Origin of the sequence: Schaalia cardiffensis F0333 (genome assembly GCF_005886435.1) — a bacterium.
Taxonomy (GTDB): Bacteria; Actinomycetota; Actinomycetes; order Actinomycetales; family Actinomycetaceae; genus Pauljensenia; species Pauljensenia cardiffensis.
In genome coordinates, this window is sequence record NZ_CP040505.1 from 632,332 (window position 1) to 645,476 (window position 13,145).

The 13,145-nt window shown below is 63.6% G+C and carries 11 protein-coding genes; 3 read left to right on the forward strand and 8 right to left on the reverse strand.

What is annotated here, in order from left to right; all coding sequences use genetic code 11:
• Positions 1-339: 339 nt before the first annotated feature.
• The 4 genes from hisN to FFA61_RS02550 form a co-directional block, all read right to left on the reverse strand.
• Positions 340-1,158, reverse strand: a complete 819-nt coding sequence (hisN, locus tag FFA61_RS02535) for a histidinol-phosphatase (protein WP_005961937.1) — start codon at positions 1,156-1,158, stop codon at positions 340-342.
• Positions 1,159-1,512: 354 nt separating this feature from the next.
• The gene (gene rsgA, locus FFA61_RS02540; RefSeq protein ID WP_005961935.1) at positions 1,513-2,568 is read right to left on the reverse strand and encodes a ribosome small subunit-dependent GTPase A; all 1,056 of its coding nucleotides are present in this window, start codon (positions 2,566-2,568) and stop codon (positions 1,513-1,515) included.
• Positions 2,565-3,839 (reverse strand): 3-phosphoshikimate 1-carboxyvinyltransferase, encoded by a 1,275-nt coding sequence (aroA, locus tag FFA61_RS02545; RefSeq protein ID WP_005961933.1) that lies wholly within the window; start codon positions 3,837-3,839, stop codon positions 2,565-2,567. Before aroA ends, rsgA begins: the two co-directional genes overlap by 4 nt.
• Positions 3,840-4,008: 169 nt before the next feature.
• Positions 4,009-4,524 carry a DoxX family protein gene (locus FFA61_RS02550; protein WP_040313503.1) on the reverse strand — a complete coding sequence of 172 codons (516 nt, stop codon included), beginning with the start codon at positions 4,522-4,524 and terminating at the stop codon, positions 4,009-4,011.
• Between the two features lie 293 nt (positions 4,525-4,817).
• Between FFA61_RS02550 and FFA61_RS02555 the strand changes: the two genes are divergently transcribed.
• From FFA61_RS02555 to FFA61_RS09580, 3 genes are all read left to right on the forward strand, one after another.
• A complete protein-coding gene (locus FFA61_RS02555; protein ID WP_005961929.1) occupies positions 4,818-5,468 on the forward strand; it encodes a sigma-70 family RNA polymerase sigma factor in 651 nt (216 codons plus the stop codon).
• Positions 5,461-5,820, forward strand: coding sequence for an anti-sigma factor (locus tag FFA61_RS02560; protein ID WP_138588751.1), 360 nt, complete (start codon positions 5,461-5,463; stop codon positions 5,818-5,820). Before FFA61_RS02555 ends, FFA61_RS02560 begins: the two co-directional genes overlap by 8 nt.
• 132 nt (positions 5,821-5,952) lie before the next feature.
• Positions 5,953-6,027: a 50S ribosomal protein bL37 gene (locus FFA61_RS09580; RefSeq protein WP_131247257.1), complete on the forward strand. Its 75-nt coding sequence runs from the start codon at positions 5,953-5,955 to the stop codon at positions 6,025-6,027.
• A 231-nt stretch (positions 6,028-6,258) separates the two neighbouring features.
• Here FFA61_RS09580 and FFA61_RS02570 read toward each other — a convergent pair whose 3' ends face one another.
• From FFA61_RS02570 to FFA61_RS02585, 4 genes are all read right to left on the reverse strand, one after another.
• On the reverse strand, positions 6,259-6,951 hold the full coding sequence (locus FFA61_RS02570; protein ID WP_005961925.1) for a response regulator: 693 nt from the start codon (positions 6,949-6,951) through the stop codon (positions 6,259-6,261).
• Positions 6,948-8,306: a sensor histidine kinase gene (locus tag FFA61_RS02575; RefSeq protein ID WP_051057789.1), complete on the reverse strand. Its 1,359-nt coding sequence runs from the start codon at positions 8,304-8,306 to the stop codon at positions 6,948-6,950. The genes FFA61_RS02570 and FFA61_RS02575 overlap by 4 nt, the downstream gene beginning before the upstream one ends.
• Before the next feature lie 401 nt (positions 8,307-8,707).
• Positions 8,708-9,307 carry a GDSL-type esterase/lipase family protein gene (locus FFA61_RS02580; protein ID WP_005961922.1) on the reverse strand — a complete coding sequence of 200 codons (600 nt, stop codon included), beginning with the start codon at positions 9,305-9,307 and terminating at the stop codon, positions 8,708-8,710.
• Positions 9,308-9,323: 16 nt separating this feature from the next.
• Positions 9,324-13,091, reverse strand: a complete 3,768-nt coding sequence (locus tag FFA61_RS02585; protein WP_242600888.1) for a multifunctional oxoglutarate decarboxylase/oxoglutarate dehydrogenase thiamine pyrophosphate-binding subunit/dihydrolipoyllysine-residue succinyltransferase subunit — start codon at positions 13,089-13,091, stop codon at positions 9,324-9,326.
• Between the last annotated feature and the right edge of the window lie 54 nt (positions 13,092-13,145).

Sequence of the window (13,145 nt, forward strand, 5' to 3'; positions counted from 1 at the left end):
AGGGAGTCGAATCCTGCTTCTCCGAGCCTGAACGGGGTACCACTACGAAGAGGACACGGCGGTACCCCAGATGAGGCCAGCCATTCGATCCAAGCTCAGGGTTTGCTCCGAAGACTGCGCAGTAGCACCTTTCACCCACCCCTGCGCCACTGAAAACCCGTGATACACAGCCTTCCAAGGCGTTTTCGACATGCAAGAAGGTGGAAGCGAAGCCCCTTCAGGCAGAGCTTTTCAACGTATGACAGGTGAAACCGAAGGTCCCCTCAGGCAGAGTCTTTGAACGCAACTATCGACATACAAGCAGCTGGAAGTGAAGCCCCTCAGGCGGGGCTTGTTCGCCTACTCCTCGTCTGAGGCGGCGAATCCTGGCCAATCGAGAATGCGGAGAAGACGCTCATGAAGGAGACCATTCGTTGCAAGAGCGTTCCCACCCCAGGGCCCCTCTTCTGCGCGAAGCGAGGTGAAACGTCCACCGGCCTCGGTGACGATCGGGACGAGAGCCGCCATATCGTAGAGCTCAAGCTCGGGCTCGCAGGCGGCATCGACCGCGCCCTCGGCGACGAGCATGTAACTCCAAAAGTCGCCGTACGCGCGAGTGCGCCAGAACTGAGACTGCATCCTCAAGAACTCCCCGCCGCGCTCGGCGTGGAGCCACGAGTCCAAAGAAGAGTAGGACAGTGAAGCGTCGGACAGCTCCGCCACGGAGGAGACACTGAGCTTGCGGCCCTTGAACAGCGAGGTTCCAGCGAAAGAACCCTGCCCCTTCGCGGCCCACCAGCGGCGCTTCAATGCGGGAGCGGAGACGACGCCCATCACGACCTCCCCGTCTTCGACGAGGCCGATCAGGGTCGCCCACACGGGCACTCCGCGCACGAAGTTCTTCGTGCCGTCGATCGGGTCGATGATCCACTGCCGACTCGCGTGGCCACTCGTTCCACGCTCTTCGCCGACGACACTGTCACGAGAGCGCGTATGCGCCAGCTGGGAGCGGATCATATCTTCGACGGCGCGATCAGCATCCGTGACGGGGGTGAGATCGGGTTTGGAATCGACAACGAGATCCTGGGCGCCGAAGCGGGCGAGGGTAATGGCGTCCGCCTGGTCGGCGAGGACATGAGCGAGTCTGAGATCGTCGTTGTAGCGCGCGTCAGTGGTCATGCTCCAAAGGTATCGCCCCAGCGTGGCATGTGGTGCCTTCTGCGCTCAGGTGGACGCCCCGGTCCCGGGAAGCGAAATCCGTCAGAACAAGCAGTAACCTTCGCGAGGACGGACGCCCCCGGCCTCGGGAGGTGAAAGACCTCGGGAAATGCAACATCCCGGCCTTGGGAGGTGAAAGCCCTCGGGAAACGCAACACCCTGTCCCCGAGAGACGACAAGCCCCGAGAAGCGAAAAGCCCCGAGAAGTGAACGACCCAAACCTTAGGACGCAAAAACACCCCGCCCCCGAGAAACGACAAGCCCCGAGAAGTGAACGGCCCAAACCTTAGGACGGGAAAACCCTGCCCCAAGGGTTCAGCGCGCCGCCTTCGAGACCGCCTCCGCAGTCGCGACCGAAGCGAGCAGACGACGCGCGGACTCGGCCATGCTCTTCCTCTTCGCCGAGACTTCCTCCTCGACCGGCTCAAAAGGCGAATGCCCCTTCGCCCAGGCGTCGATCGCGCACGAGGGCTCCTCACGAGAATGGGAACACAAGGGCAGGCAGTACCCGGTGGCCTCACCGACCTCGGGGAAAACAGAGAGAATATCCTCCACCGACACATGCCCCACGCCGAAGGAACGCACCCCCGGCGTGTCGACGATCCACCCACCGCCCGCAAGCTCAAAAGCCTCAGAAGAAGTGGAAGTGTGGCGACCTCGCCCGGTGACCTCGTTGACATGGCCGACCGCGCGATTCGCACTGGGAACCAGCGCATTAATGAGCGTTGACTTCCCGACCCCCGAATGACCGACCAGGACCGAGAAACGCCCCTCCAACTCGCGGCGCAACTCGTCCACAGAATCCAGGTTATCGGCGCTCGTCACGATCGTCGTCACATCGAAGGGACGGTAGGCCTCGAGCAGCTCATCAGGCCGGGCGAGATCTGTTTTCGTCAAGCACAGGATCGGCCTCATCCTCGCCTCATAGGCCGCAACGAGGCAACGGTCGATCATCCCCGTGCGCGGCGGCGGATCCGCCAGTGCTACAACAATGCACATGAGCTCCGCGTTCGCGACAATCGCTTTTTCTCCCTTGAGATCGGGCGCATCTTCAAGGGAACGGCGAAGGACCGTCGAACGCTCTTCAACGGCGACGATCCTCGCGAGAGTGTCGACCCGACCCGAAAGATCCCCGGTCACGCGCACACGATCACCCATGATGACCGAGCCGCGTTTGAGTTCCTTCGCGCGAACCGCCTGGACCTCGATCCCCTGGTCTTTGAGGCGTACCCGATAGCGGCCCCGGTCAATCGCGATCACCTGCCCGATCGGTGCTTTCGAACGGTCGGGGCGCACTTTCGTCCTCGGACGCGAGGACTTGCCGGCGCGCACGCGGACGCGGGGATCATCGGTACCGGTGTCGCGTCTCATGAGCGTTCTCCTGAAGTGCCCAGCAGCTCCTCCCACATTCGGGCGAAACCGGGAATCGTTTTCGAGGTTGAAGCGATATCGTCAAGGCTCGTGCCGGGAGCTTTCAAACCGATGATCGCCGCGAAGGTCGCCATCCGATGATCGCCGTAGGCTCTGCGCAGCCCCGGAATCAGGGGAGCGGGAATGATCTCCAGGCCATCTGCGAGTTCCTCAACCCCGCAGCCGGCCCCGCGAAGCTCGTGCGCGAGCGCGGCGAGACGATCAGTCTCATGGCCCCGAAGATGCGCGATCCCACGGATCGACGAGGGTGAACTCGCACAGGCCGCGAGGGCGGCGAGGGTCGGTGCGAGCTCCCCAATCTGCGACATATCAATGTCGATTCCCCGGATACGCCCTCCGTCGGGTCCGGTGACGACCAGATCCGAGCCTTCGCGTTCGACGAGCCCTCCCATGTCGGTAAGGAGCTGCCTCCACGCGTCGCCCGCCTGCTTCGTGCGTTCTGGCCAATCCTGGACCCTCACCCTCCCCCCGCAGATCATCGCTGCCGCGAGGAAAGGACCGGCATTGGACAGGTCCGGCTCGACTGAGAGTTCTTGAGGACGAGGGGCACCCGGAAGAACGCGCCATGAAAGGGGCTCGCCCCCGTCCTCGTTGATCTGTTCAACTACACAACCGCAGCGGCGCAGGGCCTCGCAGGTCATCTCAACGTGGGGAAGAGAAACGACGCGGCCCGGCGCTTCAACAATGAGGGGAACGCCGAGCAGGGGGGCGAGCAAGAGCATCGCTGAGAGGAATTGTGAAGAGGCGGAAGCATCGACGCGGAGCACACCATCGGCGGGCGCGCGCAGCGGACCAGTCACAGTGAAGGGGAGGAAGCCGGGCTCGCCCTCGAATTCGATATGTGCGCCCAGGTGGGAGAGGGTATCGAGGAGTGGAGCGAGGGGGCGTCGACGAGCAGCGGGGTCGCCATCGAAACGGACCGGCGTGTGGAAGAGCGCTGCGAGTGGCGGCAGGAAACGCATGACCGTGCCCGCAAGCCCGCACTCGATAGCCACGCGAGCTTCACCAAGACAGGCGTGCAGATCCAGAGGGTGAACGAGGATCGACCCCTCCTCTTCGCTCTCGAAGTGTGCTCCCAGAGTCTCCAATGCGCTGACGAGCAGACGGGTGTCGCGCGAGTCCAAGACCCCGCGAAGACGCGAGGGGCCAGAAGCGACCGCAGCGAGGTAGAGGAAGCGGGCGCTTTGCGACTTCGAACCGGGAAGCCTCACACACGCGTTCAGGGGCCCCGAAGCGGAAGGCGCCAACCAGGGGGAGACGGGGGAAGACTCTGAGCGCGGTGATGCTTCTGGGGCCCCAATGGACGAGGACGAAACCGTGGGATCGACAGGGGAATTGGGGGTCTTAGATGTCGAGGAACTCACAGGCGAGGGGCCTCGCTCAGGAGTGAGTGTGTGACTGGGTGAGGCTCTGGCGTCCGGCGGCGCGCGCCTCGAGGAGCGCACGGCGGTGTTGACGAGAATATGAGCGCCTCCACGCCGCAGATGGCCGACCCACGCGATCCATTGAGGCGATCGCCAAAGCGCCGACGAGTGCCAAACGCTTATTCAGCTCTTTCATCGTCTCGAAGCGCTCCTCCTTCGACTCCGCGTCCCACACGGGTGCATTCACGAAGGCCATTGGCGCTGCGAGTCCGGCGAGAATGGCCGCTGAGGTGCGTGGAGCCTTTCCGAGGGCGAAGGCCGTACCCGCACCGATCATCACCACGCCCAGAACGCGAGTCGTCACACGCAGATCCTCATCATCAATGGTGAGACCCGGAGTGAGTTTCTCAACGAGGGGCACGACGGCGTGCGCCCGGTCCACGTGCTCCGAGGGGGAGCGCAGTGCTGAGAACCCATCAACGAGGAAGGGTGCGGCGAGCAGAGGGCGGGCTACGAGACGCAGGAGGTTCATGTCTTCCATTGTCGGCCAGAGCCGGGTGTTTCGTCGACCACATCTGACAGATCCTCGGAATAGGGTCAGGCGTTTGGCCGTTGACTTTTCCATGAGCGCATCCCCCCTCCCCTGCGAGCGAGAGCGTGGGTTTATGCACTCCCCAGACGCGGATGCGGTGAAGGGACGCAGGGGAGTGGGACGCTCTTCGGGTGCGGATATAGCGCCCAGAAGCGCCAGAGCCAAGTGGAAAGGACTCGCTCTCGGCGTGCAGGCGAGCGCGCGGATCACAGGTCCGACTACCCTGGGAGCCGATGACTTCCCTGCCGACGACCACAGCGAGCGCGGACACGAGCGCGCAGCACTCGGAGCACAGTGCGCCAGAAGCGGACTCCTCGTCCGCCGAACTCGATGCCCGATTTGCCGCCGAAGCACTGCCCCTCGCCTCCAGGCTTTTCGGTGCGGCTCTCGGAATGACCCGGAACCGGGCCGACGCAGAAGACCTTGTTCAAGAGACCTATCTCAAAGCCTATTCGAGGTTTCACCAGTACGAGCCGGGCACGAATATCACCGCTTGGCTCTACAGGATTCTTACGAACACTTACATCTCCCACTACCGCAAGGCGAAGCGTTCACCCGCCAGGGCCTCAACGGAAGGAGTGGAGGATTGGCAGCTCGCCGAAGCGGCCTCCCACGACCCGATCGGCTTGAAGTCTGCCGAGGTCGAGGCTCTTGCGCAAATGCCCTCCGAAGCGGTGAAGGAAGCACTCGATGCCCTCTCCGAGGAACAGCGCATGGTCGTCGTCCTCGCCGATGTGGATTCGCTGAGCTACAAGGAGATCGCGGCGACTCTGGGAATCCCGATCGGCACCGTTATGTCCCGTCTGCACCGAGGGCGGGCCGCCTTGCGCCGCTCTTTAGCGCATGTGGCGGCCGAGTATGGGATCGGAGGGCACAATGAGTGAACGCATGATCGACAGCATGGACGAGGACGGGCGTGCCTTGCACCAGGTGCCTGATGCTCCTGAACGCAGTTGTGAAGAAGTCGAAGCGGTGCTTTTCGCCCTCATCGACTGTGAGGAATGCGAACAGCTGCGGGTCTCGATTGACTCTGGTGAACTCGAGGGGCCGGATGCGGCTGAACGTCTCGTGCTCCTCGCCCCCGCGACCGGATGCGAGCACTGTGCTGATGCTCTTGCCGCTGAACGTCACCTGCGCGTCTACCTGCGTTCCTGTTTCGAATCGGATGCGCCTGACGGTCTTGAAACGAGGATCGCCACGGCATTGCACCTCTCGATTAATTCCTTCACACGCTGAACACGCCGCCTAAGTCACAGCCCTGATGGGGCGCGGACGTGAGGCCCGTCTCCGTGGTGCTCGTGGTGTTGGCCTCGAGGCGTGATCTGTGCGAAACTAGCCCAGTTCACTGAGAGCAATGAGGAGATCCACATGTCGAAGAGGGGCCGCAAGCGTCGCGATCGTCGCAAGGGTGGCGCGAACCACGGCAAGCGTCCGAACGCCTGAGCCGAGAAGAATCGCGTAAGACCCGGTGACTGTTGTCGCCGGGTTTTCGCATATCCGGAAAAAGCCTCCGCAAGCGCCGGATTTTCCCCCCGCCGAAGCGAGTTTGCGCGGGGGAGCAGGGGTGTCACACGAGCCGACTTGTGGCGTATCGCCGCCTTTTCACCGCTCCGGGGAAGCGTCCGCAAGAGCCGGGCAAGTCGCGCTTGAAGAGGCGAGCATGGGTGAAGAAGATCAGTGTCCTTGAGCGAGGACCGAATCGAGGTCGGCAACCCCGGTGCGCAGCGCGTACAAGACGAGCTGGACGCGGTCTCGAGCCCCCGTTTTCACAAGCAGATGCGAGACATGCGTCTTGATCGTCGGCATGGACACCCACAATCGGTCGCACATCTCCTGGTTCGTCAGCCCCTGCGCGATAAGGGCGAGGACCTCCACTTCCCTTTCGGTTAACTCAGCTGAGACGGGCTCGCTCGGGGCACGCTCCCTTGAAGTCCGGCTCGGGGCCGTGGTTTCGCGCATCGCGCGGATCAGACGGCGCGTCGGTCCGGGGGAGATCACCGAGTCTCCGGAGGCGAGCGTGCGGATCGCGTCAATGAGGCTCTGCGGAGGGGTGTTCTTCAAAAGGAAACCCGAAGCTCCCGCCTCAATGGCGCCAAGGACATAGCCCTCGGTGTCGAAGGTCGTGAGGATGACGATCCTGCCGGACAGCCCCCGGGAGACGAAGCGCCGCGTCGCCTCCAGACCATCGCAGAGGGGCATTTGCACGTCGAGGAGGAGAACATCGACGGAGGAGCGGGCCGCCAAGTCGAGAGCCTCTTTCCCATTCCCGGCCCGCCAGGAAACCTCCATGTCCTCTTGCGCGTCCAGGAGCATCGCAAGTCCCGCTAAGAACAAGGGCTCATCGTCGGCCATCCCAATGCGGATCATTTCTTCTCCTTTCCGCTGCCCGGGCCTTCGGCGGGCAAGTGGGCACGCACGAGCCAACGCCCATCACTTCTCGGAGCGGCGTGGAAGGTACCGCCAAGGGCTTCGGCGCGCTCACGCATCGTCGTCAATCCCGTCCCGACCCGGGGCCCGTCCCCGGCCTTGGAGACGTCCTGAGGAGCGTGAGAGCCGTCCTGAGGAGCGTGAGAGCCGTCTTGAGGGGCGCAGACTTTCTGCGCAGAGCACACCGACACATCGACACCCTCGGCCCGCACCTTCATATCGACGAGGACGGGGCCAGCGCCATGACGCATAGCATTGGATAAGGCCTCGTGCACGATCCCCGAGCACGCCGCATCCACTGAGGCCGGGACAGAAGAATCCGCCTCAAGGGTCAAACGGATGTCGAGTTGGGCAGCACGAACCCGCTCGACAAGGCCGATGAGCCCTTCAAGTCCTGTGCGCGTCTCAGGTGCTAAGGGGGCTCTCCCTGAAGAACACTCGCCTGCGAGAAGAGGGACGCCAGGACCCTCAATCCCAACCGAAGAGTCCACCTGTTCGGACTCCTCCTCCCTTAAGACATCAACGAGACGTCTGAGGTCATCAATGCCGACCCGGCTCAACTCCCCGATCGTGGCGAGGGCCTCCTCGGCCCGAGTCGGGTCGGCGGCGAGCATCGCCCGGGCCCCTTCGGCCTGCATTCCAATGACCGCCAGGGAATGCCCGAGGAGATCGTGGACGTCACGAGCGATCCTTTGACGCTCCTCAACGACGGCCAGACGCCTGCGATCCTCCGCATGGGCCGCGAGCTCTTCGGCTCGGGCGATCGCCTGCTCCACCCGGTCGCGTCTCCTGCGCCCGTTGAGCCCCCACAAGTAGGCCACCCCGATGAGGGACCAGGCGGCGATGAGGACGAAGAACAGGCGCGTGAACAGCGCAATCTCCTCATTGAACAGGGGGGAGACCCTTAACGCCGTCGCAGCCGATCCGAGGGCCAGGACTGCGAGCAGCCCCCACGACCAGGGGCGGGCGATTCTCGACCCGATCGTCTCAGCCGCCACGAGGCAGAGCACGATGGAGAGCACAGAGAGGGAGTTGAAAACGAGCAGATGGAGGGCGAGCATCCCCTCAATGAGGATCACAGAAAGTAAGGAGTGGCGCGTTCGCACCGCTAATGCCGCGCAGCACACCAGGGTGAAGACCCCGAAGAGAGGAAGCTCAGCCTCGGGGCCGAGGGCTTCGCCGACACTGGAGAGCGGGGGCGTGAATGCATGCAGATTCGTGGCAGTGACGAGGCCGAGGAGGCCTGCGCTCACAAGATCGGCGCCGCGAAAGGAGGGGAGTCGGGGCTGTGGCACGCCCCCACGTTAGTCGTTGGCCCGTCCTCGTCTCATCATCCCCTGGTATGAGGAAGCCTGGCTGTTCGCTCGCCCCCCAGGCTCCCCATTATCCCCAGGACTGAGGAATCCTGAGGAATAGCAGGACAAGATCAGAGTGCCATTCGATGACAGTGCTGGGCAATGGGGCGTGGAAGTCACGCATGAACGAACACTGCGCAGGATCGGCGCTCCCCTTCCCGCCTTCGTCGCCTCTCCCGCTTGTGGCTGTGCAGGAGCGATCCTGAGGTCTTGCACTGTGAGTACTGCGGTTCGAGGATCGTTCCCGTCGTTTTCGGCACAGCGGTGTCCGCCCTCGTGCGCTGGGGCAGTCTCTTGCTTCTTGGAGGAGCCCACACACAATGAGGAGAGGAGAACGAGGGTCAGTCCTGAGGCTCAGCCCCCGTCCACTCGTACCAGCCCGAATGCAAGATGAGCCAGGCGATGAGAGCATAGCCGGACTGTCCCGGCAAGGTCAGTCCCGAGGCGCTTTGAGCGCGCGATGCCGCCATGTCTTCGAACCACTGATCGTGGGTGGCCAGAGGAGTGGCGAGATCGACATAGGGCAGGCCCCGGCGTTGGCAGACCTCTGCGCAAGAGCGCGAAAGCTCTTTGACACTGTGATGATCAACTCCGGCCAGGGGAGCGGGGCCGATGACGAAGCAGGGGATCCCCAGGGCCGTCGCTCGATCGGTGATATTTGCAAGGTTGAGGCGTGAACGCGCCGAACTCAGGCCCGCGAGGATATCGTTTGCACCGATGTGGACGAGCAGGCCCCGGGGTCCGCCGGAGGACAGGCGCGACATGACTTCACCCTCCCAACGGGCGCACAGATCCTTCGTCGTCTCCCCCGGGGAGGCGAGCGTCATCAGTGTTGGCGGCTCACTGAACTTCGAGCGCGCGAGGACGCGCCCCACCCATCCGAGCCCTCGCGGGTCCCCGGTGCCGGCAACGAGCTCGTCGCCGATGACGCACAGGCGCATACCGCCCCCTTCGGGTCTAGCGGTCGAATGCGCGCGCGATCAGATCGGCGTTCTGCGCCTTGTGAAGGGACGCGCGTCCGGCCGCAGTCGTCGCCGATTCCGGTCTCGAAACGAGGCGGACGGGCTTCGACCACTCCATGAACATATTGAGAGCGAGGAACGGCCACGCGCCCTGATTCCGGGGCTCATCCTGGACCCAGGAGACCTGAGCGGACGGGTAGGCGTCGAGAACCTCGCGGATCTCGGCTTCCGGGAGCGGGTAGAGCTGCTCGAGCCTCACAATCGCGGTTGAACGATCGGAGCGCGCCTCGCGTTCTCTTAGAAGGTCATAGTAGACGCGACCAGAGCATAAGAGGACGCGAGTCACCGCCGAAGGATCGATTGAAAGATCCATTTCGTCAATGACGGGGCGGAAAGAACCGGAGGTGAATTCTTCAATGCTGGAGGTCGCGGCGCTCAAACGCAGCAGCTGTTTCGGAGTGAAAGCAATGAGCGGGCGCCTGGGCCGCTGGTAGGCCTGACGGCGCAGCATATGGAAGTGGTTCGCCGGAGTGGAGGGTTGAACGATCCACATATTGTCCTGGGCGGCGAGCTGGAGGTAGCGCTCAATGCGGGCTGAGGAGTGGTCGGGCCCCTGCCCTTCGTAGCCGTGGGGCAGGAGCATGACGAGCGAAGAACGCTGTCCCCACTTCTGTTCAGCAGAGCAGATGAACTCGTCGATGACGGTCTGCGCACCATTCGCGAAATCCCCGAATTGTGCTTCCCAAATGGTCAGGGCGTCGGGGCGCTCCACTGAGTAGCCGTAGTCGAAGGCGAGGACCGCGTATTCGGAGAGGGGAGAGTCATAGACGTCAAAGCGCGCCTGGTCGGCGGTGAGGAACTGGAGGGGAGTGAACTCTCTTCCGTCGAGGAAGTCGTGTAGGACCGCGTGACGCTGGACGAAGGTCGCGCGGCGGACATCTTCGCCGGACAGGCGGATCGGCGTGCCCTCCATGAGGAGGGTCCCGAATGCGAGGAGCTCCGCGAATCCCCAGTCGATGGGGCGGGTTCCATAGGCCATGTCGCGGCGCCGTTCGCACAATTGCGCGAGTTTCGGGTGGGGCGTGAAACCGCTGGGGAAGGCGGTGTGCGCATCTCCGATCCTGCGGATGAGGTCCTCTGAGGCGCAGGACTGCCATCCGATCATCATTCCTCGTCCGGGCAGCTGGGATTCGTGCGCGACCCAGTTGGGGACCGCCTCTTCGCCCGCTGGTGAGCCAAAACCCGCCGGGGCTGTGCCCGGGGCTTTGTCAGCTGAAGCTTCGGCGCCCTCGGCTGTGGTCGAGAGCCGCTTTTCGCGGGTCTCTTCGAGGATGCGGGAGAGTTCTTCTTCGTACTCGGCGATGGAGGCCTGGGCTTCTGCTTCGGTGAGTTGACCGCGACCAACAAGATTACGCGTGTAGACGGCGCGCGTGGAGGGGATGCGGTTAATGAGCTCGTACATGACGGGCTGAGTCATTGAGGGGTCGTCGCCCTCGTTGTGTCCTCGCCGCCGGTAACAGACCATGTCGATGAGGACATCCTTGTGGAACGCGGTGCGGTACTCCCAGGCGAGGGCGGCCGCGCGGACGACCGCTTCGGGGTCGTCGCCGTTGACGTGCAGGATCGGGATCTGCAGGCCTTTGGCGAGGTCGGTCGGGTAACGGGTGGAGCGCCCCGAGGTCGGGCCGGTCGTGAAACCGATCTGGTTGTTGACGATCACGTGGATCGTGCCCCCGGTCTTGTAGCCGCTCAACTGACTGAGGTTGAGGGTCTCTTGGACGACGCCCTGGCCGATGAAGGCGGCATCGCCGTGAACGAGGACGGGGATGATCGGCAGTTCGGGGTCGCCGAGCTCCTCTTGCTTGGCCCGTACGATCCCTTCGAGGACCCCGTCGGCCGCTTCGAGGTGAGAGGGGTTGGCCCCCATGTACACCTTCGTCGCGACACCATCGTCCAGGGAGTACACGCCCCAGGTGCCCAGGTGGTACTTCACATCCCCTGAGCCCTGCCCGGTTGAGGGATCCTGGTGGCCTTCGAATTCGGAGAAGATCTGCCCGTAGGACTTGCCCGCGATATTCGCGAGGACGTTGAGACGGCCCCTGTGGGCCATACCGATAGCGACTTCGTGAAGGCCGTTGCGGGCTGAGCGGGCGAGAATCTCGTCGAGCAGGGGGATGAGGGACTCCCCGCCTTCGAGGCTGAAACGCTTTTGGCCGACGAACTTCGTTTGGAGGAACTCTTCGAAGGCTTCAGCGCGGATGAGGGTTTGCAGGATGTGTCGTTGCTCAGCCGCTGAGGGCGCCTCGTAGGGGCCTTCGATGCGTTCTTGGACCCAGGCACGCTGCTCGGGGTCTTGGATGTGCATGTATTCGATGCCGAGGGACCGCGAATAGGTGTCGTGCAGGCGGGTGAGGATGTCGCGCAGGAGCATCTGGTCGACTCCCCCGAAACCCCCGGTGGGGAAGGGCCGGTCGAGGTCCCAGACGGACAGGCCGTAGCGCGTCATATCGAGGTCGGGGTGGTGGCGCACCCGGTAGGCGAGGGGATCGGTGTCGGCTGCGAGGTGGCCGCGCGAGCGGAAAGCGTGGATGAGTTCAACGATGCGGGCTGGCTTGCCCTTTTCCCGTTCGGGGTCGTACTCCACGTCCGCTTCCCAGGCGTAGGGGCTGACGGGGACGTGCAAGGAAGTGAAGACCCTCTCGTAGAAGCCTTCAACGCCTGAGAGCTTCTTGTCGATGAGGCCGAGGAAACGCCCCGAGGCCGCGCCTTGGATGATCCTGTGGTCGTAGGTGGATGACAGGTACATCGTCTTACCGATCGCCATGGAGGCGAGCCTCCTGGCGGAAACCCCCCGGTATTGGGCGGGGTAGTCGGTGGCACCAACACCGATGATCGCGCCTTGGCCGTTCATGAGGCGAGGCACGGAAGTGGTCGTGCCCAAGGTTCCCGGGTTCGTCAGGGTGATGGTCGCGCCTGCGAAGTCGGCGGTTGTCAGTTCGCCCGTGCGGGCGCGTTGGACGATGTCTTGGTAGGCGGCGACGAACTCCATGAAGGTCAGGGTGTCGGCGTCGTGGATGACGGGCACCATCAGGGAACGTTCGCCGTTCTTCATGGCGACGTCGATGGCGAGGCCGAGGCCGACGTGCGCGTGGCGGTGGATGGTGGGTTTTGTGCCTGTCATCTCATAGCGGACGTTGAGTTCGGGCATTTCGCATAGTGCTTCGACGAGGGCGTATCCGATGAGGTGGGTGAAGGACACTTTCCCGCCGGTTGTGCGCGCAAGGTGGGCGTTGAGCAGGGCTCGGTTCTCGATGAGGAGTTTTGCGGGGATCTGGCGTTGAGAGGTTGCGGTGGGGATGGATAAGGAGTCGTCCATGTTGCGCGCGGTTGCTCTGGCAACGCCTTTGAGGAGCGCGCTTTCGTCCTCGTTGAGAGTGTTCGAACTGCGCATCGATGCGGAGTGGGTGCGCAGCTGGCGGGTGTAGGGGCTGCTCGCTTCAGCGATCATCGAGGGCGGGGCCGGGGGGAGGTCGGATCGGGTGACGGATTCCTCGTTCGTTCCCGTTTGCGCTGTGTCCTGGGCGAATGCTTCCTCAGCGAGGATGAGGGCGTTGGTGGGGGCTTGCGCTGTTTCCTGCTCGCGCTGGAGTGGGGACAGCGGGGGTTTGGCGGCGCGGAGCTGCGGGGGTGCGGATTGGGTGGAGAAGTAGCGACGCCATGATTCGTCGAGGGATGCGGGGTCGGCGAGATAGGCCTCTCGCATACGCTGGATGTACCAGTTTTCCGCTCCTGGCTGCTCCTGCTCGCTGGTGGCCAC